The organism is Fulvimarina uroteuthidis, from assembly GCF_034321785.1.
Classification (GTDB): domain Bacteria; phylum Pseudomonadota; class Alphaproteobacteria; order Rhizobiales; family Rhizobiaceae; genus Fulvimarina; species Fulvimarina uroteuthidis.
The window spans coordinates 154,711-181,615 of the sequence record NZ_JAXLPB010000004.1; the positions used below are offsets into that span (position 1 = coordinate 154,711).

A 26,905-nucleotide genomic window follows, 5' to 3' on the forward strand; every position below is an offset into this window, starting at 1 on the left:
TCAAGCAGCCGGCACCGGCATTGAGACTCATCCATTCGAAAGACAGGCAGATACAGTGATCAAGGCGCGCATCGTCGTTACGCTGAAGAACGGCGTTCTGGACCCGCAAGGAAAAGCCATCGAAGGCGCGCTCGGCCATCTCGGCTTCGACGGCGTCGGACAGGTCCGTCAGGGCAAGGTGTTCGACGTCAAGCTCGAAGGTGACGACAGGGCGGCGGCCGAACGGCAGCTCGCCGAGATGTGCGACAAGCTTCTGGCCAATACGGTGATTGAGGATTACGATATAATCCTCGATTAACGGTAGCAGGGAGTTGCAGCGATGGCCGAGGTCACGAACGACCTGATCTTCGAAGTGCTGAAACAGATTCAGGCTGATATCTCCGAATTAAAATTCGGGCAGCAAGGCATTCGCCAAGAGTTGAATGCGCTCCGTGGGCACTTTGTTTCCATGCAGGGCGATATTCATAATATCTATCTGAAGCTTGATCGCCATGACGAGCGCATGGACCGCATCGAGCGTCGGCTGAACCTTCGAGAGCTCGCCGAGCCGCCAACATCCTACGAGCCGCATTCATGAACACCACCGTCGTTCTTCTCCCCGGCCTCAATCGCGATCGCGACATGATCGCGGCGCTGAAGACCATTACCGGCAAGATGCCGGCGACCGTCTGGCAGACCGAAACCGCGCTTCCGAAATCCGATCTCATTGTGATCCCGGGCGGATTTTCGTTCGGCGACTATCTGCGGGCCGGCGCGATCGGGGCTCGCTCCCCGGTCATGCGGGCTGTGGCGGATGCGGCGGCAAAGGGCGTTCCGGTTCTCGGCGTGTGCAACGGGTTCCAGATCCTGTGCGAGGCGGGGCTTCTGCCGGGCGCGCTGATGCGCAACACGACGCTGCGCTTCGTCTGCCGCGAGGTGCGGCTCGAAGTCACCAATGCGGCCACGCGCTTCACCGGCGGCTACACGCAGGGCCAGATCATCCGCTGCCCGGTCGCCCACCATGACGGCAATTATTTCGCCGACGATGCGACGCTGAAGACCCTTCAGGACGGCGACCAGATCGTGTTCCGCTATGCCGAGGGCACCAATCCGAACGGCGCGCTGCGCGATATAGCCGGGATCGTCAACGGGGCCGGAAACGTGCTCGGCATGATGCCCCACCCGGAAAACCTGATCGAGCCCGAGCATGGCGGCACCGATGGCCGCGCCATCTTCGAGGGCGCGTTGGGCATGACCATGCGGCAAGCTGCATGAAAATGCGGCTATCTGGCCAGGGCGCACGCGCTGCCGCCGCACTCTCCGCTCTTCTGATTGTGTCGTCCTGCGCATCGAAGCCCGAGCCCGATAAGCCGGGTCCTGCCCCCGCGGAAGCAGGCCTTGATCTGATGGAGCGCCTGACGCTCAACGCCGATCGCTGCTGGTTCAAATCCGGCGATCCGGCCTTCGATTCCTACAGCCTCGCACCGGAGCTTTCCTCCTTCTCCGGCAAGCCGCGCTTTCTTCTGGTGCCGACCGGCCAGCCCGAGGCACGGCCGCTTCTCGTGGCCGAAGGCACCGCCGGGACCGGAAACGTTTCCGTCTACGGCCCGCTTCTGAGCGAAGAGATCGGCCAGCGCGCCGAGAGCGACATCGCCCGCTGGCAATCGGGCAGCGACGATTGCGTGAGCTGATTTGAATTCAGCAGGGGCTCGGTAGAGGGCGTTATTCCAGTTTTCGCGGCGGGATAGCTTCGCTGGCAACATGTCCCGTGCTGGCTTGAGTGGCTCCTCGGGCCGCGTCCCGAGGATCCGGAATGTCTGAGGACCCGCCGAAAACTCGACGGCCATTCCTGCGACATTCGATGGCTCGCCCGAATTCCGGAGCTCCCCTGCACCGCTGCGCCCTTCGCACCAAACCCAACGCCGCGCACGAAAACGCCCGGCCCTCGTTCGAGAACCGGGCGCACAATCCGACACCTCAGACTGCTCAGTCGAGCTGCTCGATCCGCAGCATCTGGGCTTCGCCGGCCAGATGACCGTCTTCCGAAATCGAGAGAAGCGCCGCGCGCACCGCGCTCTCGGTCGTCTCGTGCGTCACGAGGATGACGGTGGCGATCGCCTTGTCGCCATGGCCGGAACTGCGGCGCTGGACGATCGATTCGAGCGAAATCTCGTTCTGCGCCATGCGCGTCGCGATCGCCGCGATGGCGCCGACCCGGTCGTGTACCGAAAGCCGAATGTAGTAGCCGCCCTCATGCGCCCGCATCCGGGCGCGGGTGTAGGGCTTCAGCTTGTCGACCGGAATGCCGAGCGTCGGAAGGACGACGCCGGTGGCAAGGTCCATGATGTCGGACAGGACCGCCGAGGCGGTCGCATCGCCGCCCGCGCCGGGGCCGGCCAGCATGATGGAGCCGAGAAGGTCGGTATCGACGGCGACCGCATTGGTGACGCCGGAGACCTGCGCCATGGCGGCGGCGGCCGGAATGAGTGCGGGATGCACGCGCTGCTCGATGCCGGTATCGGTCAGCTGGGCGACCGCCAGAAGCTTGATCGTGTAGCCGAGATCCTTGGCCGCCGCGATGTCTTCGGAGGTCACGCGCTCAATGCCCTCGATATAGATCGAGCCGGAATCGATCTCGGTGCCGAAGGCGAGCGACGTCAGGATGGCGAGCTTGTGGGCGGCATCGAAGCCGCCAATGTCGAACGTCGGATCGGCTTCCGCGTAGCCGAGATCCTGCGCGTCCTTGAGGCACACGTCGAAGCTCAGCCCCTCGCGCTCCATGCGCGTCAGCATGTAGTTGCAGGTGCCGTTGAGAATGCCGTAGACGCGCGTGACGTCGTTGCCGGACAGGCTTTCGCGCATGGTCTTGATGATCGGGATGCCGCCCGCGACGGCCGCCTCGTAGAGAACTTCCGTGCCGTTGGCGGCTGCCAGCCGGGCAAGGTCCACCCCGTGATGGGCCAGAAGCGCCTTGTTGGCCGTCACCACGGGAATGCCGCGCTTCAACGCCGCCGTCACGCATTCGAGCGCCGGACCATCGGCGCCGCCGATCAGTTCGACGAAGCCGTCAATGTCGGCCTGGGCGGCGAGCGTCACCGGATCGTCGTGCCATTCCATGGCGCCCGCATCGAAACCGCGATCCTTGGCCCGGTCGCGGGCCGATACCGCCACGACCTCGATCGGACGTCCGGCCCGGTGAAGGATGGAGCCGGCTTTGGTCTGGAGGAGACGGGCAAGGCTTGCGCCAACGGTTCCAAGACCGGCAATTCCGATCCGCAAAGGTTTCGTCATCAATCTTCAGTCGCAGTTCTTGAGCTTTCGGGGCACCGCGCTCGCTCCGTGGCAGCGCGCCCTGGGCCGGGTTTCGGTAAGTGGCGCGCGGGACGCAAGCACGGGACGGGCGCAAGACCGGATCGCTCCGGTCTTGCGCCCTGCCTGTCAGGCGCGGGCGCGCATCGGAAGGACCTTTTGCCCCTCTTCCTCGCCGCTTGCAAGGAATCGCTTGATGTTGCGCGCCGCCTGGCGGATGCGATGCTCGTTTTCCACGAGCGCGATCCGCACGTGATCGTCGCCATATTCGCCGAAGCCAACGCCGGGCGCGACCGCGACGTCGGCATGTTCGACCAGCAGCTTGGAAAATTCCAGCGACCCCATCTTCCTGTAGGCTTCCGGCAGCGGAACCCAGGCGAACATGGTCGAGGAGGGAGCCGGCACGGTCCAGCCGGCGCGACCGAACGCGTCGACCAGAACGTCGCGGCGCTTCTTGTACACCTGCCGGATCTCGGCGACGGCGGCATCACCCTGGTTGATCGCGGTCGCGGCCGCCACCTGGACCGGGGTGAACGCGCCATAGTCGAGATAGGACTTGACCCGGCCGAGGGCGGCGCACAGGCGCTCGTTGCCGACCGCGAACCCGATGCGCCAGCCGGGCATCGAATAGCTCTTCGACATGGAGGTGAACTCGACGGCCACGTCCATCGCGCCCTGCACCTCGAGGATCGAGGGCGGCGGGACGTCGTCGAAATAGATCTCCGAATAGGCGAGATCGGAAATCACGATGATCTCGTGCTTCTTGGCGAAATTGACGACGTCCTTGTAGAAGTCGCGGGTCGCCGTATAGGCGGTCGGATTGCCGGGAAAGTTCAGGACGACGGCGATCGGCTTGGGGATCGAGTGGACGACGGCCCGCTCCATGGCGCGCAGGAAGTCTTCGTCGGGCCTGGCCGGCAGCGCGCGGATGGTGCCGCCGGACATGATGAAGCCGAAGGCGTGGATCGGGTAGGTCGGGTTCGGGCAGAGGATGACGTCGCCCGGCGCGGTGATGGCCTGCGCCATGTTGGCGAAGCCTTCCTTCGAGCCGAGCGTCGCGACGATCTGCCGGTTGGGATCGAGCCTGACGCCGAACCGTCGCTCGTAGAAGGCGGCCTGCGCCTTGCGCAGACCGTTGATGCCCCGGGAGGCCGAATAACGATGGGCGCGCGGATCGCGCGCCACCTCGCACAGCTTGTCGACGATGAAGGACGGCGTCGGCAGGTCCGGATTGCCCATGCCGAGATCGATGATGTCGGCGCCCTTGGCACGGGCGGCGGCCTTCAGCCGGTTGACCTCCTCGAACACGTAGGGCGGCAGCCGGCGGATCTTGTAATAGTCTTCCATATGTCTTTATCCATGCGGCACGTCAGGCCGCGGTCGAGAAAATCGATTGGATCGGAAGCGGAATCAGTTGGTCGGCTGTTCGGTGGCTTCGATCTGGCGCAGGACGTCTTCCGGTCGTGGCCCGCGCTTCGCCGTCCCGGAAGCCGCGGGCTGGGTGGCCGACGCCGCTCGCCCGGCCTCGGCCAGGCGGCGACGCGCTTCCATCGAAGCGGCGATATTGGCTTCGTATCCGGCATTCCGGGGCGCGGCGGCGCGTGTTCGCGCGATGCTGGTGAACTCACCCTGCGCCTTATCGACCGCGGCGTCGGTCAGCTGCGGAGCGGCGGTGCCCGGATAGGCACCCAAAAGGGGATAGCCGTCCTCGTCGAGGCGCTGGCGCGATTGAACCGCCTCCGCCTGGCTCAGGCGCAACGCCCCGATGGACGTGTTGTCCTCGTCGGGAAACAGCGACTGGCAAGCCGTCAACGCGAACGATCCCGCGAGAATGCCGAGGAGACGGAAGCCAAAAGTGAAAGACATGACGAAGAACCTGTTTGAAATCGCCGTTCGTGTCATACTGTATAAGAGACAAAAAACAAAACCGCGACCTCCATGCACGACAGCCTGGCGAAAGAACCGGAAATCAAGAGGTTGCCCTGAAATCCGCAAACCCGTCGGGCGCGGATTGGAACGAGGGAGGAAACAGCGATGTCCAAGCGGGATACCGAAACGAAACCCACCGGGAAACCGGCTCCCCTCCCGAACGAATTCGCGGTCAAGGATCCCGAGCAGTTCGCCATGAACATGGCCCGCACCTTCGAGCAGATGGGCAAGGCGTCGAGCGCCTGGCTCGAGCCGCGCGAGAAGGGCGATGTCGTCGATACGGGGCCGGTCTCGATGGCCGACATCGTCGAGACCCTGTCCAAGGTCGGCGAGTATTGGATGACCGATCCGACGCGCGCGATCCAGGCGCAGACCCGCCTCTTCGCCGGCTACATGACCGTCTGGAACAATTCGATCCAGCGGCTTGCCGGTGAGCACGAGGCGGTCGAACCGGCCGCGCTCGCCAAGGGCGACAAGCGCTTCGCGGACGAGGACTGGAGCCGGAACTACTTCTTCGATTTCCTGAAGCAGGCCTATCTCATGACCTCGCGCTGGGCCGACGAACTCGTCGAGGGCGCCGACGGTCTCGACGAGCACACCAAGCGCAAGGCCGTCTTCTACATGAAGCAGGTCTCGAACGCGCTGTCGCCGTCGAACTTCGTCATGACGAACCCGGAACTCTACCGGGAGACGATCCAGTCGAACGGGCAGAACCTCGTCAAGGGCATGAAGATGTTCGCCGAAGACATGGCGGCCGGCAAGGGCAATCTGCGCGTGCGCCAGGCCGATTACACGGCCTTCAAGATCGGCAAGGACATCGCCCTGGCCGAGGGCAAGGTGATCGCGCAGAACGAGATCTGCCAGATCATCCAATATGCGCCGAAGACCGAAAAGGTCTTCAAGCGGCCGATCCTCATCACGCCGCCCTGGATCAACAAGTTCTACATTCTCGATCTGAAGCCCGAGAAGAGCTACGTGTCCTGGCTCGTCGAACAAGGACACACCGTGTTCCTGATCTCGTGGGTGAACCCGGACGAGCGCCACGCCGAGAAGTCCTGGCAGGATTATATCGAACAGGGCATCCGGTTCGGGCTCGACACAGCCGAGACGTCGACGGGCGAGAAGGAGTTCAATCTCGTCGGCTACTGCGTCGGCGGCACGCTTCTGTCCGCGGGCCTTGCCTATCTGAAGGCCCAGGGCGACGAGCGGGCGAAGACCGCGACGCTGTTCGCCACCCAGGTCGATTTCAAGTATGGCGGCGACCTCCTGGTCTTCGTCGACGAAGAGCAGCTGAAGACGCTCGAAATGTCGATGGCGGCGAAGGGCTATCTCGAAGGCTCGCAGATGGCGCAGGCCTTCAACATGCTGCGCTCCTCCGACCTGATCTGGCCCTACTTCGTGAACAACTATCTGAAGGGCAAGGAGCCGATGGCCTTCGATCTCCTGTTCTGGAACGCCGACGCGACCCGGATGCCGAAGGCGAACCATCTGTTCTATCTGCGCAACTGCTATCTCGAGAACAATCTCTCCGGCGGTCGGATGATCGTCGGCGACACGCGGATCGACCTGTCCACCGTGGACATTCCGATCTACAACCTCGCCACGCGGGAAGACCATATCGCGCCCGCCAAGAGCGTCTATCGTGGCTCGAAGTTCTTCGGCGGCAAGGTCAGCTACGTGCTGTCCGGGTCCGGCCACATCGCCGGCGTCGTCAACCATCCCGCCAAAAACAAGTACCAGTACTGGACCGGCGCCGAGCCGGCCAAGGACGGCACGTTCGACGAATGGCTCGAGAAGGCGGAGGAGCACGCGGGCTCCTGGTGGCCGCACTGGTCGAACTGGATCGCCGGCCACAATGGCGAGGCGATGGTGAAGGCGAGGAAGCCCGGCGGCGGCAAGCTGAAGCCGATCGAGGACGCGCCGGGCAGCTACGTCAAGGTCCAGACCTGACATCGCTCGGCGTCTCTCGGTCGGGCCTCGAACGCTTGTGACCGGTTCGAGGCTTCTGCATCGCCGCGTCGTGCGCGCCGGCCGCGAACGCCCGACGCGCGCCATCAGGAAGTTGGCTGGAATATCGTGCGTCCGGACGGGCGCAGGGCGCTTCTAGTCAGCGGCCGCGTTGACGTCGCCGAGCAGCCCGGCCTCGATCGCGATATGGGTCAGGAGCGCGTCGGTCGGCGCGTCGAGCTTGGCCCGGATGCGGTAATGGTTGTTCTGCACCGTCTTCAGGCTGAGCGACAACCCGTCGGCGATCGCCTCGTCCGTCATGCCGAGCGCGATCATGCGCAGGATTTCCGTCTCGCGCGCGCTCAGATCGTCGAGCGGCCGGGCGCGTCCTTCAAGATGAACGTCGGCGAGCGCCCGTGAGATGTCGGAGCTCATCGCGCGCCGCCCGCCGAGCGCCGTCTCGATCGCCGAAAGAAGCTCGGTCGGATCGCTGCTCTTGGTGACGTAGCCGATCGCCCCCGCCTCGAAGGCCTTCACCGCATAGGCGGCGGTCTGATGCATGGTGAAGACGAGAATGCGCGCCGTCCCGTCCCACTGGCGGATGTGTCGCAACGCCTCCAGCCCGCCGGGCCCCGGCAGGGACAGGTCCATCAGGACGAGATCCGGCGCATGCGCGCGGTAGAGCCGATAGGCTTCCGAGGCCGTTTCGGCTTCGGCGACCACATGGTGCCGGGTGCGGCTTTCTATCAGCCGCCGATAGCCCTCGCGCACGATCGGGTGATCGTCGACGAGGAGGATCGATCTTTCGCTCATCGGGACAGACCGGCGAGAGGCGCCGGGTCGGGAATGCCGGCGACGACCCGCGCGCCGCACCCCCCGCCCTCGAGCGTCAGCCAGCCGCCGAGGGCCGACACCCGTTCCCGCATGCCGATGAGGCCCGACCCCTCGCCCGAAGCGTTCCGGCTGCCGGCCGCAAAGCCGACGCCGTCGTCGACGATGCGAACCTCGATGCCCGCATCCTTCGCCTCCACGGCACGCTCGACCGTCACGACGACATTGCTGGCACGGGCGTGCCGGGCGACGTTCGTCAACCCCTCCTGGACGATGCGATAGATGGCGATCGCGATATCGCGCGGCATTTCGTCGAGGCCGTCGTCCGCCTCCAGCCGGATCCGCGTCCGTCCCGAAAGGGTCGTATTCCAGTCCCGAACCAGCGCGGCGAGCGAGGATTTCAGCCCCATCTCTTCCAGATCCGGAGGCCGAAGCCTCGAAAACGCGTTGCGCAAGGTTTCCATCATGCGCCGCTGGATCCGGCTGATCGTCTCGGCGTCGCGAACGATCTCCGGCAAGGCGCCGGCGGCCTGGCCGGTGATCGAGGCGGCCAGGGCGCCGGTCGCGGTCAGGCATTGTCCGAACTCGTCATGGAGATCGCGCGCGAGATTGCGCCGCTCCTCCTCTTCCACCGCGAAGAGCCGCTTCATCAAAGCGCGGCGATCGTCGAGGGAGCGTTCCAGCCGCTCGGCCAGTTCGTCGGCCGCGCGCGCGATCTGGTCGAACTCGCGGGTGCCCGAGCGCGCAAGCCGCGTATCGAGCGCCCCGTCCTTCAGGGCTTCGAGCCCGGCGACGATCGAGGCGACGGGACGCAGGGCATGGGCGACCGCCATCGTCGACAGGAGCGCGATCGCAGCGGCGAGCCCCGACGCGAGCCCTGCGACGATCCGGGCCTGCTGCCAGAAGCGCGTCGCGGCAGCGACGGGATCGTAGAAGGTGCGCAGCCGGTAGCTCGGCGCGCCGAAGATCGGCACATCGCCTTCCACCGCATCGAAGGGACCGAGAACCCGGGCGATGCCTCGCCGAAACCAGTCCGGCGAGATCTGGCCGAAGCTGTTCCAGCCTGCGCAATACCGTTTGCCGCCCGCCGCAGCATCGTCGCGCGTGAACGTCACGCAGGTGCCCGGCGTCATGACGAGCACGATATCGATCGTTCCGGAGAGAAGGAGATTGTCGACGGGCGAGCCGTTGCCGCCGCGATGCATGCGTTCGAGCTGGTAGGAGACCCGCGCCTGCGTCGAGGCGATATCGTTCTCGATCGCGCGCGTCGTCTCGAGCGCGACGAAGCAGAGCGCGATTCCCAGCGCGAGGATCGCGACGAGGATCAGGCGAAGAGCGAGCTTGATCGTGAGGCTCATGCAGCGTCCGGTCCTTGATGGGACGATAGGCCGCCATCAGGATCGATCCGGCGGGCGCGCGCAAGTCGAAAGCACGATCGTCGGGCAATTTGCCCGGCGCAAAACAGGCAAGCCGGCATTTTACTTTGCCGTCCGGTGCGCGATAACACTGTGCAGCGCTGCGCGGGGAAACTGGGCACTTCCATCAAACGCGGCGCGCATGGGAGGTACCACCGTTGACGTCATCGCTTGCCGAACGCCACACGCCCGCCGCCAGCCGGCCTCATCAAAACCCGGCGATCCAGGAAGGCGCAAAGCCTGCGGCCCACCGTCTCGCAGGACTGCAGGCGGCGGTCGAACAGGGCCTCATCGGACGCTCCGATCTCGTCGAACGCCTGATGATCGCGCTTCTGTGCGGCGGCCATCTGCTGCTCGAAGGTCCCCCCGGGCTTGCCAAGACCCGCGCGGTGAAGCTTCTTTCCAACGGGCTCGAAAGCTCGTTCTCGCGCATCCAGTGCACACCCGACCTGATGCCCGCCGACCTCACCGGCACCCAGGTGTTCCGGCCGGAGGCCGGCAGGTTCGAGTTCGTCGAAGGCCCGATCTTCCATTCCCTCGTCCTCGTCGACGAAATCAACCGGGCACCGCCCAAGGTGCAGTCGGCGCTCCTTGAGGCCATGGCCGAGGCGCAGGTGACGGCCGGCGGCGTAACCTACAAGCTTCCGGAGCCCTTCATGGTCGTGGCGACCCAGAACTCGATCGAGCACGAAGGCACGTTCCCGCTGCCCGAAGCCCAGCTCGACCGCTTCCTGATGCATGTGATCATCGATCTTCCAGACGCGGCGTCCGAACTCGCCATCCTCGACCTCGTCGAGCGCGAAGGTTCGGGCACGGCGGCAAAGCCCGGCGATCCCATCCCCGGACGCGAGATCCTCAACGCGCGCACGGATGCCGCCGCCATCCATCTGGCACCGGCTCTGAAGGATTATATCGTCCGCCTCGTGATGGCGACGCGCGACGCGGCGATCGCGCCGGATGTCCACGCGCAGATCGAACATGCGGTCTCGCCGCGCGGCACGCTCTCCCTCGCCGCCGGAGCACGGGCCCGCGCCTACCTCAAGGGCCGCGACTATGCCAATCCGGACGACGTGGCGGAGATCGCACCCGATATTCTGGCCCATCGCATCATTCCCACATGGCGCGCCTCGGCCGAAGGCGTGACCGGCCGGAACATCGTCGCCAGGCTGCTTTCCAGGGTCGAGCCCAGCTGATGGCGCACGTTCGCGAGCGCGCGGCCGAAGGCCCGACCTTCATCGCCGCCGAGACGCTGTTCGCCATGCGCCACATCGTGCGCAACGTACCCGAGCGCCTGCTGAACCCGACCGGGCGGCCCGGCGGATACATAGGGAGGAAGCGCGGCAACGGGCTCGAGATCGTCGACGTCCGCCTGTTTTCCGACGGCGACGATAACCGCCACATCGATGCGGCCGCAACGGCGCGCACCGCCAAGACGCATGTTCGCACGTTTCGCGACGAGCGCGACCGCACGGCGCTTCTCATCGCCGATTTCCGCGCCACCATGCTCTGGGGCACGCGCACCCGGCTGCGCTCGGTCGCGGCCGCCGGCGCGCTCGCCCTTGCCGGCTGGCGCGTCGTCGAGGGCGGCGGGCGCATCGCCTTGATGGCGCAAGGGTGCGACGGCAATGTCTATCTTCCGCCGCGATCGCGCGAGCGGGCCATGGCCGCCCTGACGGCGACGCTGGAGCGGTCGCACCAGGCCAGCATCGACGCCCTGCAGGCCGGCGGCTCCGACGAAGCGACGCTCGAAGCCATGCTCGAACAGGCGATCGCGCGCTCCTCCAGCGGCACGACGATCGTGCTCGCCTCCTCCCTCGACGAGACCGGAGACCGGTTCGACCAGCTTCTGGTGGCGGCCCGCCGGCGTTTCGACATCGTCGTCCTCCTCGTCCGCGATCCGTTCGAGACCGCGCCCCCGCAAGGCGCCTACCCCTATCTCGTCATCGGCGAGGACCCGTCGGCCTCCATGCGCTGGGCCTTCGTCGCCCGGCGCGACGAAGCGCGCGCGGATGAACGGATCGATCGCCTGCGCAGCGCCGGCATCGACGTGCGCGTGATCGAGACGAACGCGACCTGGACCGACATGGCAACGGCTTTGGAGACGGTGGATGGATCGCGTTCCGCTCGATGAGCTTCGCCCGATCCGGCTTCCGGTCGGGTTCGAGGCGTTCGATCTTCATGGCGCTCTCGCGATCTTTTCGATCGCGGTCCTTGCGGGTCTCGGTCTCGCGCTCCTCGTCAGGTGGATGAGCGAGCCGAGACCGACGCTGAAGCGGATCATCGCCCGGCATCTCGCGGAGGCAAGACCGCTGCCGGCCGACGAAAGGCTGCTTCGCCAGGCGCGGGCGATCGAGATGCTGGACGAGGCCATCGGGACGAAACGTCGGGTTTCGAAAACGCGGCGGGAGGCGATCGGCGGCGCTCTCGCCGCGCTACGGACCGACATCGGGGCCGCGATCTACCGGCCCGCACCGGACATCGACTGCGACCGCCTCGACCGGGACATTCTCGGCCTTGCCGCAAGGGCCGGGTCCTGACGTCATGTGGAGTTTGGCAAGTCCCCTCGCCTTTCTCATGTTGCCGCTGCCTTTCCTGGCGATGCGGCTCCTGCCCGGCCGCCGGGCGGCCACGGGCGCGCTTCTCGTTCCCGCAACGATCGGGCACGGCTTTCCGCAAAACCCCGCCGATGCGATCCGGTTGCGCGCACGGCGCGCGGTCCCCGTCCTCCTCTGGCTCTCGCTCGTCGTCGCCCTCGCGGGCCCGCAGCGGCTTTCGACGGTGGAAGCCCTGCCGGCCACGGGCCGCGATCTGATCCTGGCGATCGATCTTTCGGGCAGCATGGAGCGGGAGGATTTCGACCTCGACGGCAGAACCGTCACGCGGCTCGACGCGGTGAAGGCCGTCGCGAAGGAATTCGTGATCAGCCGGGCGGGCGACCGGGTCGGGCTCGTCCTCTTTGCCGAGTTTGCCTACGCGGCCGCCCCACTCACCTTCGACGTCGCGGCGGTCTCGCGCATCATCGACGAGGCGACGATCGGCATTTCCGGACGCTCCACGGCCATTGCCGGCGGCCTCGGTCTCGCCTTGAAGCGCCTGAGGGAATCGGAGGCGAGCTCGCGCGTCGTCGTTCTCCTGTCCGACGGCTCGGACACCAGCGGCAACGTCCTGCCCCGCGATTCGGCACGGTTGGCCCAGCAGCTCGGCGTCACCGTCCACACCATCGCGCTCGGTCCGGAAGACATGGAGACCGCGCCGAAGACCCGCGACGCCGTCGATACGGCGACCCTCCGCGACATTGCCAGCTTGAGCGGCGGCCAGACGTTCCGGGTGCGGAACACGGCTGATCTTCGTGCCGTGGCCGACGCGATCGACAGACTGGAGGCGAGCGGCTTCGATCAGCCGGCCGCGACCGTGCGGCGCGATTACTGGCCCTATCCGGCCATGCTCGCGCTTGCTTTGTCGGTCTTCCTGATCGCAAGCCGGAGGGCGATGTGATGGTGGCGATCTCCGACATCGTCCTGATGCGGCCCTGGTGGCTGCTGGCGCTCGCCGCCCTTCTCGCGCTCACCTTTCTCGCGCTGAGGCGCGCGCGGGGCCTCGGCGCCTGGGAAAACGCCATCGATCCGGCGCTTCTCCTCGCCATGGAGCGTTTCGGCCGCGTGGTGCCCGGCAAGGCGCGCCGCATCCTGCCGCCGGTCGGGGTCGCGGCGGTCCTGATCGTCGCGCTTTCGGGCCCCGCGACGCGGATCGCCAATCCCGAGACCTTCCGCAATCTGGACGGGCTTGTCGTCGCGATCGACCTGTCGCGCTCGATCGTCGAGGGCGGCAGTCTGGACGATGCGCAATTTGCCGTGCAAAGCGTCCTTGAAAATTCCGTCGGCCGGCCCGTCGCCCTCATCGTCTATGCCGGCGAGGCCTATGTCGCGAGCGCCTTCACCACGGATGCGGCGGCACTGTCGCCGATGATCGCGGTTCTCGGCGACGACATCGTGCCCAATCCGGGCTCGCGCACCGACCGGGCACTGGCGCTCGCGGCGCGCATGTTCGCCGAAGCCGACATCCTGTCGGGCGACGTGGTGGTCGTCACCGATGGGGATCAGCTGACGCCGCAGGCCTTCAACACCGCGAGGGACCTTGCTTCGGCCGGCATTCACGTGGATGCCTTCTTCGTGGAGCCGAGCGCTGCGAACGGCGATCTGCCGGTGCCCGACGAGGCCGAACTGCGACGCCTGACGGAGCTCGGCGATGGCGGGTTCAGCCCGGCGACCGCGCCTGCCTCCCTCGCCGCTTCGATCGGGGCGCGGGCCGCGAGCACGCTGGCGCAAGGGGAGACGGCGGCGCTGTTCTTCCGCGACTATGGGCGCTACCTTCTGGTCCTTGCCTTGCCGTTCGCGCTTCTCCTGTTCCGCAGGGCGACCTGACATGCGCTGGCTCTTCATCCTTTCCTTCGCCCTGCTCTCGGCGGTCGCCGCCATCATCGCCGGGCCCCATGCCTTCGGAAAGCTGGCGCTCGTCACCGGCCATCCGGACCTTGCCCTGACGCTGCTCGACGACCGCCAGCTCGAAGGCATCGCGCTCTACCAGTCCGGCCGCTACGAGGCGGCGGACCGCGCCTTTCGCGCCTCGGGGCGCAACGCCACCTACAATCGCGGCATGTCGCTGGCCGCCACCGGAGACTACGCGCTGAGCGTCGCCTATTTCGACGCGGTGCTCTTCGCCGACCCGGCCGACGAGGATGCCCGCTTCAACCGCGACCTCATCGCCCGGCTCGTGCCGGACGTCGTCTCCGAATCCAACAAGATCGACGGTGTCGCGGCGAACGTCCTGACGGAGGAATCGAAGGCGCAGCCGACGAAGCGCGACATTCTCGAAGGCCTGACCCTCCAGGAAACCCGCAGCATCATGGATCCGCGCGTGGAGCGCATGACGGCCGCGACGGAGGGATGGCTCGCAACCCTTGCCGACGAGCCGGCCCTGTACCTGAAACGCCGGATCAGGGCCGAGTACGAGCGGCGCCAGGATCTCGGCCTCGCCAACCCGCCGGAGGACAATGCATGGTAGTTCGCGCGATCGTTCGATGGGCCGCCGCCCTTGCCGTCTTCGTGCTTTCGGCGGCGGCCGCCCTCGTTCCGGCGACGGCGGCGCCCTCGGTGCCGGAGGGCGATACCCGCCTCGTCGTCGAGATCGAGGCGGGAAGCCAGACCCCTTATGTCGGCGAGATGATCCTGGTGACGATCACCGGCTATTACGACGTGACGATCGCGCTGGAAAAGTTCGAGACGATCGATCTGCCCAACTTCACCTGGGTCCAGCTCGACCGCGACATCTGGTCGAGGGACCGGGTGGGCGGGCGCGAGTTCAAGACCGTGGAGCGCAAGCTCGCCCTTTATCCGCAGAAGACCGGCCTCCAGACGATCGGTCCGTTCAGGCACGACCTGACCCTGATGGAGGGCAAGGCCGAGCGCTTCAAGCACACGGTGGTGTCCAACGCCGTCGAGGTCGAGGTCCTGCAGAAGCCGGAAACCAATGGCGGCTGGTGGTTTCCGGCAAGGGACGTGATCCTGTCGGACACATGGGACATGGATCCGGCCCACATGGCGAACGGCGCGACCGCGACGCGAACCGTCAAGATCACCGCCTACGGACAACCGGACGAGATGCTGCCCAACCCGCCCTACATGTTCGCCACATCCCTGGTCTCGTTCATCGCGCCGGAAAAACGCTCCACCGAGATCACGCGCGACGGGCCGATCGGAACCGTGGAATGGACGTGGCGCATCCGCCCGTCCGACGCCGAGCCGGGAGAGATCCGCGCCTTCCGCATTCCCTGGTTCGACACGCGCAGCCGGCAGATGCGCGAGATCGTCATCGCTTCCCAGCGCGTCGCATTCGCAGCCATCGCAGAGCCCGAGGAGAGAGAGGACAACGCAGCGAAACTGTCCGGTCTGGCGCTGCCCCTGCTTTTGGGTCTCATCGTGCCGGTGGTCGCCGTCCTGCCCGGACGCCGGCTTCTGCCGGCCTCGCACATCGCGGCGCGGATCGGCCGCCGGTTTCCGGACCGGAACGAACTGGCGCTGCGATGGGCGCTCTGGCGCGGGGATGCTCCGGCCTACCGGATGCACGCGGCGCGTCTGATCGGACGTTCGGGCCGGGGCGACGAGGGGCTGCTCGCCGATCTCGACCGCAGCCTTTTCGGACACGCGGCCGGGCGCACGCCGCCGGATCTTCGCCGCGTGCACCGCGGTCTCGTCCGTTCGGGCGCCTTGCGGCGCTGAGGGCCAGGCCCGAGCGGCGACCCTGCGCGATTGGCACGGATCGGCACGGCGCATCGAACCTGCCGCCGACACCAAGACAGCCGGAAAGCGGTTCGCTCCCCGGCTGCCGGATGCAATGACGATAAGGCAGAAAGCTTATCGCTTCAGATTGATCAGGAGATCGAGCATTTCTGAGCCGGTCTGGAACACCTTCGAGTTCGCGCCGTAGGAGCGCTGCGCGACGATCATCGTCGACAGTTCGTCCGCCAGATCGACGTTCGATTCTTCGAGCGCGCCCGACAGGATGCCGCCGAATCCGGCAGCGCCCACGTCCCCGAACTTCACCGCACCCGATTCGCGCGTCGCGAAGAAGAGATTGCCCGTTTCCGTGGTCAGCTGGTCCGGGCTGCTGAAGCTTGCAAGCTTCAGGTTGGCGACGACCTTGTTCTGGCCTGAATCCATCCGGCCGGACACGACGCCGTCGGTCGAGATCGAGAAGTCTTCGAAGAAGCCGCTCGGGTTGCCGTTTGAAGTCACTTCAGATGAAAAGGCTGTGTCGTATTGTGTGATAGACCCGAACGTGTTGGTTACCTCGGTCCCGTCCGCCAAGGTCAATGTCACTGCTGGAATGGCAGCACCCGCGGGCAATGGCATACCATCGGCACCGAACATTACCGGAGCAGGGGCAGGATTGATGCGCGCTGGAGGAATGGCGCCATCCTTGTCTTCGAACGTGAAGGTCCACTCGCCGCTTTCAGCCGGTGTTGCCGTGATATCCCCGGCGCCGGTCTTCGTAGCAATTACCTTAATTTCTTCCGCTGCGCCGAGTTTGTTGTAGACGGTCGTCGACGTGACGAAGCTTTTGTTGGCAACGCTCGAACTCGGCAACTGCATATTGAGGGTTGTATTGGTTGTTGCGGTCGGGGCGATCACCTGGCCGACAGGCAACGTCACGGGCACGGTCTGGTTTGCGGCGTCTTTCGTCGACAGGCGCTGACCGGCGGCATTGACAAGATAGGTGGTCTGCGCGCCGTCGGCGCCCGTCACCGTCTTGGGAACGAACGACCCGGCGCGCGTATAGGCTTCGCGGCCATTCTCATCCTGCACGATGAAGAACCCGTTGCCGGTGATGGCGAGATCGGTCGCCGAACTCGTTGTCGATACCAAGCCCTGGCCGCTGATATTGTTGCGCGTCTGGCTCAGGACCGCGCCGGACGAGTAGCTGCTGCCGCCGCCGCTGTCGATGACGAGCGAGGAAAACTCCACCTGGGCGCGCTTGTAGCCGGTCGTCGAGGAATTCGCGATATTGTCGGAAACCGCCGACAGTCGGTTCGCCTGGGCATTCATGCCTGAAACGCTGGTGCGGAAAACGCCGTTGATGCTCATCGGGAAAGCCTGTGATGCCGTTGATCTGATCGGCCCCCACGGTAGGCCGCGTCGCTGGTCCGAAGATGGAGTGACGCGATTTGCGGTTGCTTTCTTTCGCGAGCCCGCCTTTCCCCGACGGTTTGATCGAACTCGTCCGGCGTTCGCGACCGCATCGAACCCATGCGGCCGGCGATCGTTTCGCCGCGTCATTCCAGGACCGGCGCCGCCGCACTCACCCCTTCTGCGAGCCGCGCGCGAGTTGGCCGGCCTTTTCCAAAAGCCTGTCCCGGCCCGCGACGAAGCCGCCTTCCGCCCATCCCCGCTTCAGCTGCGCGAGCGACCGGCCGAGTTCGGGGCCCGGCTGAAAGCCCACATTCATGAGGTCCTGCCCCGACAAGGGGAAATCGGGCGGGGCGAAGCGCTCCGCCAGATCGTGCTGGGCCGACAGGCGGCTCGCCGCGTCGAGATCCTGCTTGTCGCGGGCAAGCGCGAGGGCGATTTTCGTCCGGTCCGCAATGGCGGTCGCATCGCCGAAATAGAGCCTCGTGCGCAAGGCGCCGTCCGCTTCAGCCGGGTCCGGCGCCTCGGCATCGGCGTAGGCGAGCAGCCGGTCGCGGTCCTGGTTGGAGAGCTTCAGGCGGTTCGCGAGCTGGGCGAGGCGCGCGGCATCGGGCGGCACGATCGTCAGGAGGCGCAGCAGCGGGTCGGCGCTCCAGCCGAAGGCGCGCTCGGCTTCGATCAGCGGATGGATATTGTCGATCCCCCAGCGCTCGCTCTCCGGCAGGACCGCCGACAGGACGCCCGATTGCCGCATCCACAAGAGCGCGCGGCCGGGATCGGGCGCGCCGAGGAGCTTCTTCAATTCCGACCAGACCCGTTCGGCCGACAGACGCGTCAGGCCCGCCTTCAGCCTGGCCGAGGCGCGGATGCCGTCGGCATCGGGCCGGCCCGTGCCGTACCAGGCGAAGAAGCGGAAGAAGCGCAGGATGCGCAGGAAATCCTCCTTGATGCGCGCTTCCGGATCGCCGATGAACCGCAAGGTCCGGCTTTCGATGTCGGCAAGGCCGCCGACCCAGTCGACGATCTCGCCCTCGGCCGTCGCATAGAGCGCATTGACCGTGAAATCACGCCGCCTTGCGTCGGCCTCCCAGTCCCGGCCGAACCGCACCGCCGCGTGGCGCCCGTCGGTCGCCAGATCCTCGCGCAGCGTCGTCACCTCGAAGGGCCTCCGGTCGGCGACGACCGTGATCGTGCCGTGCGCGATGCCGGTGGGCACGGCCTTGAAACCGGCCGCCTCGACCCGGCGCACGGTCTCGTCCGGCAGACAGGTCGTCGCGATGTCGATGTCGGACACGGGCGCCCCGAGAAGCGCGTTGCGGATCGGCCCGCCGACGATCCGCGCCTCCTCGTCGCCGGCATTGAGGACGGCGAGAACGGACTGCAGCAACGGATCGCGCAGCCAGTCGGATGTTATCCGCCTCGTGGTCATGCGTAATATCTTTCGTAGAATGTTCTCAGGATGCCGGCGGTCACGCCCCAGATGTAGCGCTCGCCATAGGGCATTTCGTAAAAGTGCCGCTCGACGCCGCCCAGGGTCTTGGCCGCCCGCACATGGTTCGCCGCATCCATCAGGAAGGACAGGGGCGTTTCGAAGATGTCGGCGACCTCGTCGGGATTCGGCGTCAGTTCGAAGCCCGGCCTGACGATGGCGACGACCGGCGTGATGCGAAACCCGGTGGTCGTCAGATAGCGCGGCAGCCGTCCCAGAACCTCCACATGGCGCGGTTCGAGCGCGATCTCCTCGTGCGCCTCGCGCAGCGCGGCGGCCTCCGCCGACGCATCCGAGGGATCGACCGAGCCGCCGGGAAAGGCGATCTGTCCCGAATGCTTGCGCAGGCGATCGGAGCGCCGGGTCAGGATGACGCTCGCCCCCTCGTCCCGGTCGACCACGGCGACGAGGACCGCAGCCTCCCGGGCATTCTCGCGCTCCATCAGCTGGACGATGTCGGGGTTGAGCAGATGGTCGCCGAACTCCTGGTCGGGTGCCGGATCGCCGTGCCGCTCGGCGAGCCGGCGGCGCAGATCGGCGGCCGTGAACGGCGTCTCGCCCCGGGGTTGCGTCCGGCTCATCTAGGCGCGCTCGGCCTTCGGGCCGTAGAAACGCGCGCCGTCCGACGTCAGGAACGTGCCTGCATCGTCGTCCTCCAGCATGGCCGCAAGCTCCAGCGCGACGGCGCGGGTGACCTTTGCCGTCAGGCCGCGGCGAACGACGAGATAGGGACAGAACCCGGCTTCGACATCTTCGGAGAGGCGAACGGGGCGATCCGGCCCGGCGCGCACGACATCGCCGATATTGGTGCGGAAGGTCAGCACCTGGACGCCGTCCTCGTACGATCGCGCGACCTCGACGGCGATGAAATGCGCGTCCTCGACGGTGATGCGCAACTTTTCGGCGGGCGTCACGAGATAGGTCTCGCCATCCTCCTCGATCTTCAGAACCGAGGCGAAGAGACGCACCAGGGCCGGTCGGTCGATGGTGGTGCCGTTGTAGAACCAGCGGCCGTCGGCGGCGATCCGCATGTCGATCTCGCCGCAATGGGGCGGATTCCAGCGCTCGACCGGGGCGCCATCGGCGCCGGAGGCCTCGGCGCGGGCGGCGAGCGCGTTCAGTTCGGCGTGGTGGGGATCGTTTTGCTTCATCATCGTCAGGTCATATAGTCGCGATTGCCCCATGATGGGAGCCCAGGAGCGACGGGCAGGCGCCCGGCATGGCGCAAGAGGGTCACGAAAGTGTTGGCGGCCCGGCGCTTGCCTCAAAAGGGGCGAACGGCTTTCATAGAGTGCGAAGCGTGGACCCCGGCGATACACCATCTGGACGGATGGATGGTTCGGCTCCCGGCGACAAACGACGATCGAAGGACGTTTCATGACCGCACACACCCCGACGGACGCAACGCTCTCCGAGAGCGAGATCGTCGAGCTGGCCGAACGGGCCCTTGCCGACATCGCCGAGGTGAAGAAGACCGTCGGAACGGTCATCTTCGGCCAGGAAAGCGTCGTCGAGCAGAGCCTGATCGCCATCCTGGCCGGCGGCCACGGGCTTCTCGTCGGCGTTCCGGGCCTTGCCAAGACCAAGCTGGTGGAAACGCTCGGCGGCGCCCTCGGCCTCGACGCGCGCCGCATTCAGTTCACGCCGGATCTGATGCCGTCCGACATCATCGGCACCGAGGTGATGGACCAGGACGAGAGCGGACGCCGCTCGTTTCGCTACGTGCGGGGCCCCGTCTTCGCCCAGCTCCTGATGGCCGACGAGATCAACCGCGCGAGCCCGCGCACCCAGTCCGCCCTGCTCCAGTCCATGCAGGAATATCACGTGACCGTCGCCGGCGAGCGCCACGATCTGCCCCGTCCCTTCCATGTGCTCGCCACCCAGAACCCGCTGGAGCAGGAGGGCACCTATCCGCTGCCGGAAGCCCAGCTCGACCGGTTCCTGATGCAGATCGACGTGTTCTATCCGGACATCGAGGCCGAACGCCGCATTCTTCTCGAGACGACCGCAGGGCCTTCGGGCGAGGCCGTGAAGTCGGTGATGACCGCCGAACGCCTGATCGAGATCCAGTCCCTCGTCCGCCGGATGCCGGTCGCCGAGAGCGTCGTCGAGGCGATCCTGCGGCTCGTCCGCTCCGCCCGCCCCGGCAATGGACACAAGGAAGCCGACAACCACATTTCGTGGGGCCCCGGCCCCCGTGCCTCCCAGTCGCTGATGACCTGCGTGCGCGCCCGGGCCCTCTACGAAGGCCGCCTCGCGCCTTCGATCGACGACGTCATGGCGCTCGCCGAGCCGATTCTTCAGCACCGCATGGCCCTCAACTTCGCCGCGCGCGCCGAAGGCATGAGCGTTCGCGACGTCATCGGCGCGCTGAAGCGCGACGCGGCATGATCCTCTTTCCCAACGACAGGCGATAGCCGCGAACATGCCGATCGGAACCACCACGGATCTGACCTCCTCCACCGACGCGTTGGCGCGGGCGCGCCAGCGCGCCTCGCTGATGCCCGACCTCATGGTCGAGGCGAGCCGCTTGGTCGCGACGGTGATCGCCGGCTGGCACGGGCGAAAGCGCCGCGGGGTCGGTGAGGATTTCTGGCAGTTCCGCCCCTTCGTCGACGGAGAACAGGTCTCGCGGATCGACTGGCGCCGCTCGGCGCGCGACGACCATGTCTATCTGCGCGACCGGGAATGGGAGGCCGCCCATACGGTGTGGCTCTGGGCCGACCCGTCGCCGTCCATGCGCTTCCGGTCGAACACGGCTCCGGTCTCGAAGGAATCGCGTGCGCTGGTGCTGATCCTCGCCCTGGCCGAGATCCTCTCGCGCTCGGGCGAACGCATCGGATATCCCGGCGTCATCGAACCGATCGCGGCGCGGAACGGCGCCGAGCGGATCGCCGCGGCCCTCGCGACGCGCCGGCCCGACGAGGCGTTCCCCCCCGAAGACCGGTTCCGGCAATTCTCCGAGGTCGTCCTGATTTCCGACTTTCTCGACCCGATAGAGGATACGATCGCCCGCGTCGATCGCATCGGCGGACGCGGCGTGCGCGGCCATCTGGTGATGATCAACGATCCGGCCGAAGACGTGTTTCCCTATACCGGCCGAACCGAGTTTCGCGATCCGGAGACCGGCGTGAAACTGACGGCCGGACGGGCCGAGACCCTGAAGGACGATTACCGGAACATCATGGCCGCGCGGCGCGAGACGCTGTCACGCCACTGCCGGCGGCTGGGCTGGAGCTTTATCGCCCACCGCACCGATCGGCTCGCCTCGGAGGTTCTCGTCGCGTTGCACGGGCAGCTTTCGGGCGTTCCGCAAGCTCCAGGGAGAAGCGCGTGATTCCCGGCCTCAGCCTGTCCTTCGGCGCCCCCCTGGTGCTGGCCGGCCTTCTGGCGCTTCCGGTGATCTGGTGGCTCCTGAAGCTGACGCCACCGCGCCCGCAGACTGAGGCGTTCCCGCCGCTGCGCATTCTTCAGCGCGTGCTGAAATCGGAGGAGACCCCGTCGAAATCCCCCTGGTGGCTGACGCTGCTGCGGCTGATTCTCGCCGCCCTGGTGATCTTCGCGCTCGCCGCCCCTTCCCTCAATCCGCGCGAGACGCTGATCTCCGGCTCGGGTCCCGTCGCCGTGATGATCGACAATGGATGGGCGAGCGCGCGCGGTTGGGACGAGACGGTGGCGAGCGCGAACGCGCTGATTTCGCAAGCCGGCGACACGAACCGTCCGGTCTCGCTCGTTCTGACGGCGGACGGCCCGGACAATGATGCACGGCCCGTGGAGGCGACGACGGCACTCGAGCGTCTCGGCGCGGCCGCACCGCGGCCGATTCCCGTCGATCGCGCAGCGGCTGCCGCCCGGCTTTCGAGTGCCCTCGAAGACGGCCAGCTCGGCTCCTTCGCCTTTCTTTCGGACGGGCTCGATGCCGCGGCCAGCGATGCGGCAGCCGAGATCGCCGCACGCCTCGGCGCGGACGAAACCCTGATCTACAAGCCCTCGATCGAAGCCTTGACCGCGCTCACCGCCGCCGACAATTCGACGGATGCGCTCGTCGTCGATGCGATCCGCCCGTCGGGCCGGGCGACCGGCTACCAGGCCGATCTTCTCGCGGTCGACAGCCAGGGCCGCGAAATCTCGCGCACGCAACTCGGCTTCGACGTCGGCGAGACGAGCGCGCAGGCCCGCTTCGAGATTCCCGTGGAACTGCGCAACGACATTGCGCGCCTGCAGGTCGACAACACCGCGAACGCGGCCGAAGTCAGGCTGGTGGACGATTCGTTCCGGCGGCGGCGGGTCGCATTGGTCTCGGGCGAGGCGGCCGATCTTGCGCAACCGCTCCTCTCGCCGCTTTACTATATCAGCCGGGCGCTCGAACCCTATGCCGACATCGTCCGCGCCCAGAGCGCCGATCTGTCGGTCGCGATCCCCGCTCTCCTGGAGCAGCGGCCCTCGGTCGTCGTCCTCGCCGATATCGGCGTGCTGCCCGAGGGCGCCCGCGAGGCGCTGGAAACATTCGTGGAGAATGGCGGCTATCTCCTGCGCTTCGCCGGACCCCGGCTTGCCGCGACCGCCGGCGACGATACGCTGGTTCCGGTCAATCTGCGCCAAGGCGAGCGCCAGCTCGGCGGCGCCATGTCCTGGTCGGAGCCGCAGAGCGTCGCGCCGATGGATGCGGGCAGTCCGTTTGCCGGCATCGCCGTTCCGGACGACGTGTCGGTCGCGCGGCAGGTTCTCGCCGAGCCTTCGGTGGAACTGGCCGACCGCACCTGGGCGAGCCTTTCGGACGGAACGCCGCTCGTCACCGCCGAGACGATTGGCGCCGGGACCATCGTCCTGTTCCATGTGACGGCGGAAGCGACCTGGTCGAATCTTCCGATCTCCGGGGCGTTCGTCGACATGCTGCGACGCATCGTATCCCTGTCGCGCGCCGATGGCGGCGCCCCCGCCGAGGCGGCGACGGCAGCGGCAAGCCTTCCGCCCTACCGCGTGCTGTCGGCCGAGGGGCGCCTCGTCGCGCCGGGCCCCGACGTCGAGCCGATCGAGGCCGGGGCGGAGATCGTGGTCGACGCGGCCCATCCGCCCGGCCTTTACGGAACCGAGGACGGGTACCGGGCGCTGAACCTCTTTTCGACGGGCGCGACGCTCGCGCCACTGCCGGACCTCGAATGGGGCGGGAATTCCTCCGAAATGCAATATGAAAGCGGCGAAACCGTCGATCTCGCGCCCTGGCTCCTTGCGGCGGCCTTGTTTCTCTTCGCGCTCGATGCGCTCGCCCTTCTCTGGCTGAACGGCGGTCTCGCCCGGCTGCGCGCCCGGTTCTCCGGGCGCGGCGAAACGGCGCTCCCGATGCTTGCGGCAGCGCTTGTCGGCGGCACGCTGATCGTCGCATCGATGACGACAGGCGCCCACGCGCAGGATGGACAGGACGCCCCGGCGAACGAAGAAGCCCAATCGGCAGCGCCGCCGCGCGACCTGGAAGACATGCAGCGCGCGATCGAGGCAACCCAGACGACCCGGCTCGCCTTCGTCGAGACCGGAGATGCGAGCGTCGACGATCTCTCGCAAGCTGGCCTGTCCGGCCTCTCGCAATTCATCGCCGCCAAGACGGCGCTCGAACCCGGCAGCCCGATGGGCGTCGATATCGAGACCGACGAACTCGCCTTCTACCCCCTCATCTACTGGCCGATCGACCCGACGACGCCGATGCCGTCCGACGCGGCGATCAGCCGTATCGACGCCTACATGAAGCAGGGCGGAACGGTCCTCTTCGACGTCGCGGACGAGGCGATGGCGGGTCTTTCGGGCGGCAACGCCTCGGCCGGGCAGATGCGCCTGCGCGAAATCGTCGGCGATCTGGACATTCCGCCGCTCGAGCCGGTCCCAACCGATCACGTCCTGACCAAGTCGTTCTACATTCTCGACGATTTCGTCGGGCGCTATGCCGATTCGGAGCTTTGGGTGGAAAGTCTCGTCGAAGGCCCGGAGGGCGAGATGCGCCCGGCGCGCGGCGGTGACGGCGTGTCGTCGATCATGATCACGTCGAACGATTTCGCCAGCGCCTGGGCGGTCGACGATGCCGGCCTCTTCCTCTACCCGACCGGCGCGTCCGACCCGATGCAGCGCGAATATGCCTACAGGGCCGGCGTCAACATCGTCATGTACGTCCTCACCGGCAACTACAAGGCCGATCAGGTGCACGTCCCGGCGCTCCTGGAAAGGCTCGGTCAGTGATGAACTGGTCCATCGATTTCGCCCCCTTCTTCTCGTTGACGACCATCCTCGTTCTCGCGGTTCCCGCGTTCGTCATCGCGGTCGCGCTGCTCGTTGCGGGCATGCGCGGCGCGTTCGTGCGGGTGGCGGCGCTCGCCGCGCTCATCCTTGCGCTGCTGAACCCGGTCGTTTTGCGCGAAGAGCGCGATCCGCTGAAGAGCGTGGTCGCGATCATCGCCGATCGCAGCCAGAGCCAGACCATTGAGGACCGATCGGCGGAAACGACGTCGACGGTCGAGGCACTTGCCGCAAGCCTTGCCCGCTTTCCCGAGTTCGAGGTTCGCACCGTCGAGGCGCGCTCGGGCGAGACGGCGAACAGCGATGCGACCACCGCCTTGTTCTCGGCCCTGTCGGGCGCGCTCGACGATGTCCCGCCGGCCCGCGTCGCGGGCGCCATTATGGTCACCGACGGCCAGGTGCACGATATCCCGGAGGATGCCGCCCGCCTCGGCTTCGATGCGCCGCTCCACGGCCTCGTCACCGGACGGGACGACGAGTTCGACCGGCGGATCGAGATCGTCTCGGCGCCCCGGTTCGGCCTTGTCGACCAGCCGCAGGACATGAGCTTCAGGGTTCTGGAAAGCGGCCCCTCGGCCGGCACGACCGTCTCCGTCGACGTCTTCCTCAACGGCGATCTCCTGTCGCGCGAGCCGGCACGGATCGGCGAGGAGACGCGCCTGTCGTTCAGCCTGCCGCGGGCCGGCCGCAACATACTGGAAGTCCAGGTCGAGGAAGCGGCGAACGAGATCACGGACGTCAACAATCGTTCGATCGCGATCGTCGACGGCATCCGCGAAAATCTGCGCGTGCTTCTGGTTTCGGGCGAACCCCATGCGGGCGAGCGCACCTGGCGCAATCTCCTGAAATCGGACGCCGCGATCGATCTCGTCCATTTCACGATCCTGCGCCCTCCCGAGAAGCAGGACGGAACGCCGATCAACGAACTCTCCCTGATCGCCTTCCCGACCCGCGAACTCTTCGTCGAAAAGATCGACGATTTCGACCTGATCATCTTCGACCGCTATCAGGAGCGCGGCGTGCTGCCTTCGCTCTACTTCGATTATATCGCCCAATATGTCGAAAACGGCGGCGCGATGCTGATCGCGTCGGGGCCCGAATTCGCCGGCCGCGACAGCGTCGCCAACACGCCGCTGCAATCGGTCCTGCCCGCTCTTCCGACCGGCTCCATCGAGGAGGAAGCCTATTATCCGACGCTGTCCAGCCTCGGCGAAAAGCATCCCGTCACGCGCGACCTTCCCGGCTCCGGCGTCACGCCTCCCGACTGGGCGCCCTGGTTCCGCTATATCGACGTCGGCGAGACCGAGGGCGACGCGGTCATGGACGGGCCGAACGGCAAGCCGCTCCTCATCCTCAACCGCAAGGGCGAAGGGCGCATCGCGCTTCTTCTGTCCGATCAGGAATGGCTCTGGTCGCGCGGTTACGAAGGCGGTGGCCCGCATGTCGCCCTGTTCCGGCGGCTGGCCCACTGGCTGATGCAGGAGCCCGAACTCGAGGAAGAGGCACTGTCGGCCGAAGCGCGCGGGTCCGATCTCGTCGTCACGCGCCAGACGATCGGCGAGGATCCGGGCGAGGCGACCATCATCACCCCCTCGGGCGAGGCAATGACGGTCGCGCTTTCGCAAATCGAGCCCGGCCGTTGGGAGGGCCGTCTCGAGACCGACCAGCTGGGGCTCTTCCAGGTTGCCAACGGCGATCTCCGAGCGCTGGCCAATGTCGGCCCCGTCAATCCGCGCGAATTTCGGGAAGCCGTGTCGACCGTCGAGAAACTGGCGCCGATCACCGAACAGACGCGCGGATCGGTCCGCAGGATCGCCGCAGACGGCGTTGTGGACGTTCCGAGGATCGTCCCGATTTCCGGACGCGCGAGTGCCGACGGCCGGGACTGGATCGGCCTTCGCACGACCGAAGAGACGGTCCTGCGCGGGGTCGACCGCACGCCTCTCTTCGGCGGTTTTCTCGGACTTGGCGTCCTGCTCCTTGCGCTGTCGGCCACCTGGTTCCGCGAGGGCCGGTAAGGGTCCGGCGCTGTGGGCGAGCGG

General features: G+C 66.7%; 25 protein-coding genes. 16 read left to right on the forward strand and 9 right to left on the reverse strand.

Annotated elements, in window-relative coordinates:
• Positions 1-55: 55 nt before the first annotated feature.
• From purS to U0C82_RS12970, 4 genes are all read left to right on the forward strand, one after another.
• Positions 56-298 carry a phosphoribosylformylglycinamidine synthase subunit PurS gene (gene purS / locus U0C82_RS12955; protein WP_322187586.1) on the forward strand — a complete coding sequence of 81 codons (243 nt, stop codon included), beginning with the start codon at positions 56-58 and terminating at the stop codon, positions 296-298.
• Positions 299-319: 21 nt separating this feature from the next.
• Positions 320-577, forward strand: coding sequence for a hypothetical protein (locus U0C82_RS12960; protein ID WP_322187587.1), 258 nt, complete (start codon positions 320-322; stop codon positions 575-577).
• Complete coding sequence (gene purQ / locus U0C82_RS12965) at positions 574-1,254, forward strand: phosphoribosylformylglycinamidine synthase subunit PurQ (protein ID WP_322187588.1); 681 nt, start codon at positions 574-576, stop codon at positions 1,252-1,254. The genes U0C82_RS12960 and purQ overlap by 4 nt, the downstream gene beginning before the upstream one ends.
• Positions 1,255-1,385: 131 nt before the next feature.
• Complete coding sequence (locus tag U0C82_RS12970) at positions 1,386-1,670, forward strand: hypothetical protein (RefSeq protein ID WP_322187589.1); 285 nt, start codon at positions 1,386-1,388, stop codon at positions 1,668-1,670.
• Positions 1,671-1,965: 295 nt separating this feature from the next.
• Here the strand turns inward: U0C82_RS12970 and U0C82_RS12975 are convergent, their stop codons facing one another.
• The 3 genes from U0C82_RS12975 to U0C82_RS12985 all read right to left on the reverse strand — a co-directional run bounded on the left by U0C82_RS12975 (position 1,966) and on the right by U0C82_RS12985 (position 5,154).
• On the reverse strand, positions 1,966-3,270 hold the full coding sequence (locus U0C82_RS12975; protein WP_322187590.1) for a homoserine dehydrogenase: 1,305 nt from the start codon (positions 3,268-3,270) through the stop codon (positions 1,966-1,968).
• Between the two features lie 147 nt (positions 3,271-3,417).
• Positions 3,418-4,635 (reverse strand): LL-diaminopimelate aminotransferase, encoded by a 1,218-nt coding sequence (locus U0C82_RS12980; protein WP_322187591.1) that lies wholly within the window; start codon positions 4,633-4,635, stop codon positions 3,418-3,420.
• Positions 4,636-4,698: 63 nt separating this feature from the next.
• Entirely contained in the window at positions 4,699-5,154 is a 456-nt protein-coding gene (locus U0C82_RS12985) for a hypothetical protein (protein WP_322187592.1), read from the reverse strand.
• A gap of 168 nt (positions 5,155-5,322) precedes the next feature.
• Between U0C82_RS12985 and phaC the strand changes: the two genes are divergently transcribed.
• Positions 5,323-7,167 carry a class I poly(R)-hydroxyalkanoic acid synthase gene (gene phaC / locus U0C82_RS12990; protein ID WP_322187593.1) on the forward strand — a complete coding sequence of 615 codons (1,845 nt, stop codon included), beginning with the start codon at positions 5,323-5,325 and terminating at the stop codon, positions 7,165-7,167.
• Between the two features lie 153 nt (positions 7,168-7,320).
• Here the strand turns inward: phaC and U0C82_RS12995 are convergent, their stop codons facing one another.
• A complete protein-coding gene (locus U0C82_RS12995; RefSeq protein ID WP_322187594.1) occupies positions 7,321-7,977 on the reverse strand; it encodes a response regulator transcription factor in 657 nt (218 codons plus the stop codon).
• Positions 7,974-9,353, reverse strand: a complete 1,380-nt coding sequence (locus U0C82_RS13000) for a histidine kinase (RefSeq protein ID WP_322187595.1) — start codon at positions 9,351-9,353, stop codon at positions 7,974-7,976. The genes U0C82_RS12995 and U0C82_RS13000 overlap by 4 nt, the downstream gene beginning before the upstream one ends.
• Positions 9,354-9,631: 278 nt before the next feature.
• Between U0C82_RS13000 and U0C82_RS13005 the strand changes: the two genes are divergently transcribed.
• The 7 genes from U0C82_RS13005 to U0C82_RS13035 are packed head-to-tail and all read left to right on the forward strand — an operon-like array spanning position 9,632 to position 15,685.
• Positions 9,632-10,603 (forward strand): AAA family ATPase, encoded by a 972-nt coding sequence (locus U0C82_RS13005; protein ID WP_416186688.1) that lies wholly within the window; start codon positions 9,632-9,634, stop codon positions 10,601-10,603.
• On the forward strand, positions 10,603-11,541 hold the full coding sequence (locus U0C82_RS13010) for a DUF58 domain-containing protein (RefSeq protein ID WP_322187596.1): 939 nt from the start codon (positions 10,603-10,605) through the stop codon (positions 11,539-11,541). Before U0C82_RS13005 ends, U0C82_RS13010 begins: the two co-directional genes overlap by 1 nt.
• On the forward strand, positions 11,519-11,947 hold the full coding sequence (locus tag U0C82_RS13015; protein ID WP_322187597.1) for a hypothetical protein: 429 nt from the start codon (positions 11,519-11,521) through the stop codon (positions 11,945-11,947). Before U0C82_RS13010 ends, U0C82_RS13015 begins: the two co-directional genes overlap by 23 nt.
• A gap of 37 nt (positions 11,948-11,984) precedes the next feature.
• The gene (locus U0C82_RS13020; RefSeq protein ID WP_322187598.1) at positions 11,985-12,905 is read left to right on the forward strand and encodes a VWA domain-containing protein; all 921 of its coding nucleotides are present in this window, start codon (positions 11,985-11,987) and stop codon (positions 12,903-12,905) included.
• Positions 12,905-13,831: a vWA domain-containing protein gene (locus U0C82_RS13025; RefSeq protein ID WP_322187599.1), complete on the forward strand. Its 927-nt coding sequence runs from the start codon at positions 12,905-12,907 to the stop codon at positions 13,829-13,831. The genes U0C82_RS13020 and U0C82_RS13025 overlap by 1 nt, the downstream gene beginning before the upstream one ends.
• Before the next feature lies 1 nt (position 13,832).
• Complete coding sequence (locus U0C82_RS13030; RefSeq protein ID WP_322187600.1) at positions 13,833-14,471, forward strand: tetratricopeptide repeat protein; 639 nt, start codon at positions 13,833-13,835, stop codon at positions 14,469-14,471.
• Positions 14,465-15,685: a hypothetical protein gene (locus tag U0C82_RS13035; RefSeq protein ID WP_322187601.1), complete on the forward strand. Its 1,221-nt coding sequence runs from the start codon at positions 14,465-14,467 to the stop codon at positions 15,683-15,685. Before U0C82_RS13030 ends, U0C82_RS13035 begins: the two co-directional genes overlap by 7 nt.
• 135 nt (positions 15,686-15,820) lie before the next feature.
• On the opposite strand, the gene U0C82_RS13040 is transcribed toward U0C82_RS13035, so the two are convergent.
• The 4 genes from U0C82_RS13040 to U0C82_RS13055 all read right to left on the reverse strand — a co-directional run bounded on the left by U0C82_RS13040 (position 15,821) and on the right by U0C82_RS13055 (position 19,735).
• Positions 15,821-17,050, reverse strand: coding sequence for a flagellar hook protein FlgE (locus U0C82_RS13040; RefSeq protein ID WP_322187602.1), 1,230 nt, complete (start codon positions 17,048-17,050; stop codon positions 15,821-15,823).
• A 214-nt stretch (positions 17,051-17,264) separates the two neighbouring features.
• On the reverse strand, positions 17,265-18,521 hold the full coding sequence (locus U0C82_RS13045) for a CCA tRNA nucleotidyltransferase (protein WP_322187603.1): 1,257 nt from the start codon (positions 18,519-18,521) through the stop codon (positions 17,265-17,267).
• Positions 18,518-19,162 carry a CoA pyrophosphatase gene (locus U0C82_RS13050; RefSeq protein ID WP_322187604.1) on the reverse strand — a complete coding sequence of 215 codons (645 nt, stop codon included), beginning with the start codon at positions 19,160-19,162 and terminating at the stop codon, positions 18,518-18,520. The genes U0C82_RS13045 and U0C82_RS13050 overlap by 4 nt, the downstream gene beginning before the upstream one ends.
• A complete protein-coding gene (locus U0C82_RS13055) occupies positions 19,163-19,735 on the reverse strand; it encodes a DUF1285 domain-containing protein (protein ID WP_322187605.1) in 573 nt (190 codons plus the stop codon).
• A 223-nt stretch (positions 19,736-19,958) separates the two neighbouring features.
• Between U0C82_RS13055 and U0C82_RS13060 the strand changes: the two genes are divergently transcribed.
• The 4 genes from U0C82_RS13060 to U0C82_RS13075 are packed head-to-tail and all read left to right on the forward strand — an operon-like array spanning position 19,959 to position 26,881.
• Positions 19,959-20,972 (forward strand): AAA family ATPase, encoded by a 1,014-nt coding sequence (locus tag U0C82_RS13060; protein ID WP_322187606.1) that lies wholly within the window; start codon positions 19,959-19,961, stop codon positions 20,970-20,972.
• 34 nt (positions 20,973-21,006) lie between these two features.
• Positions 21,007-21,918: a DUF58 domain-containing protein gene (locus tag U0C82_RS13065; protein WP_322187607.1), complete on the forward strand. Its 912-nt coding sequence runs from the start codon at positions 21,007-21,009 to the stop codon at positions 21,916-21,918.
• Positions 21,918-24,806: a DUF4159 domain-containing protein gene (locus U0C82_RS13070; protein ID WP_322187833.1), complete on the forward strand. Its 2,889-nt coding sequence runs from the start codon at positions 21,918-21,920 to the stop codon at positions 24,804-24,806. Before U0C82_RS13065 ends, U0C82_RS13070 begins: the two co-directional genes overlap by 1 nt.
• On the forward strand, positions 24,806-26,881 hold the full coding sequence (locus U0C82_RS13075; protein ID WP_322187608.1) for a hypothetical protein: 2,076 nt from the start codon (positions 24,806-24,808) through the stop codon (positions 26,879-26,881). The genes U0C82_RS13070 and U0C82_RS13075 overlap by 1 nt, the downstream gene beginning before the upstream one ends.
• Positions 26,882-26,905: the final 24 nt, after the last annotated feature.

Bases quoted from the DNA above. Each gene is read 5' to 3' on its own strand.
- U0C82_RS13015 (WP_322187597.1), top strand. From the start codon at position 11,519: ATGGATCGCGTTCCGCTCGATGAGCTTCGCCCGATCCGGCTTCCGGTC.
- U0C82_RS13035 (WP_322187601.1), top strand. From the start codon at position 14,465: ATGGTAGTTCGCGCGATCGTTCGATGGGCCGCCGCCCTTGCCGTCTTC.
- U0C82_RS13040 (WP_322187602.1), bottom strand. From the start codon at position 17,050: ATGAGCATCAACGGCGTTTTCCGCACCAGCGTTTCAGGCATGAATGCC.
- U0C82_RS13055 (WP_322187605.1), bottom strand. From the start codon at position 19,735: ATGATGAAGCAAAACGATCCCCACCACGCCGAACTGAACGCGCTCGCC.
- phaC (WP_322187593.1), top strand. From the start codon at position 5,323: ATGTCCAAGCGGGATACCGAAACGAAACCCACCGGGAAACCGGCTCCC.
- U0C82_RS13065 (WP_322187607.1), top strand. From the start codon at position 21,007: ATGCCGATCGGAACCACCACGGATCTGACCTCCTCCACCGACGCGTTG.
- U0C82_RS13060 (WP_322187606.1), top strand. From the start codon at position 19,959: ATGACCGCACACACCCCGACGGACGCAACGCTCTCCGAGAGCGAGATC.
- U0C82_RS12960 (WP_322187587.1), top strand. From the start codon at position 320: ATGGCCGAGGTCACGAACGACCTGATCTTCGAAGTGCTGAAACAGATT.
- U0C82_RS13010 (WP_322187596.1), top strand. From the start codon at position 10,603: ATGGCGCACGTTCGCGAGCGCGCGGCCGAAGGCCCGACCTTCATCGCC.
- U0C82_RS13030 (WP_322187600.1), top strand. From the start codon at position 13,833: ATGCGCTGGCTCTTCATCCTTTCCTTCGCCCTGCTCTCGGCGGTCGCC.
- U0C82_RS12970 (WP_322187589.1), top strand. From the start codon at position 1,386: ATGGAGCGCCTGACGCTCAACGCCGATCGCTGCTGGTTCAAATCCGGC.
- U0C82_RS12995 (WP_322187594.1), bottom strand. From the start codon at position 7,977: ATGAGCGAAAGATCGATCCTCCTCGTCGACGATCACCCGATCGTGCGC.
- U0C82_RS13050 (WP_322187604.1), bottom strand. From the start codon at position 19,162: ATGAGCCGGACGCAACCCCGGGGCGAGACGCCGTTCACGGCCGCCGAT.
- U0C82_RS12985 (WP_322187592.1), bottom strand. From the start codon at position 5,154: ATGTCTTTCACTTTTGGCTTCCGTCTCCTCGGCATTCTCGCGGGATCG.
- U0C82_RS13075 (WP_322187608.1), top strand. From the start codon at position 24,806: ATGAACTGGTCCATCGATTTCGCCCCCTTCTTCTCGTTGACGACCATC.
- U0C82_RS13000 (WP_322187595.1), bottom strand. From the start codon at position 9,353: ATGAGCCTCACGATCAAGCTCGCTCTTCGCCTGATCCTCGTCGCGATC.
- U0C82_RS12980 (WP_322187591.1), bottom strand. From the start codon at position 4,635: ATGGAAGACTATTACAAGATCCGCCGGCTGCCGCCCTACGTGTTCGAG.
- U0C82_RS13020 (WP_322187598.1), top strand. From the start codon at position 11,985: ATGTTGCCGCTGCCTTTCCTGGCGATGCGGCTCCTGCCCGGCCGCCGG.
- U0C82_RS12975 (WP_322187590.1), bottom strand. From the start codon at position 3,270: ATGACGAAACCTTTGCGGATCGGAATTGCCGGTCTTGGAACCGTTGGC.
- U0C82_RS13045 (WP_322187603.1), bottom strand. From the start codon at position 18,521: ATGACCACGAGGCGGATAACATCCGACTGGCTGCGCGATCCGTTGCTG.
- U0C82_RS13025 (WP_322187599.1), top strand. From the start codon at position 12,905: ATGGTGGCGATCTCCGACATCGTCCTGATGCGGCCCTGGTGGCTGCTG.
- purQ (WP_322187588.1), top strand. From the start codon at position 574: ATGAACACCACCGTCGTTCTTCTCCCCGGCCTCAATCGCGATCGCGAC.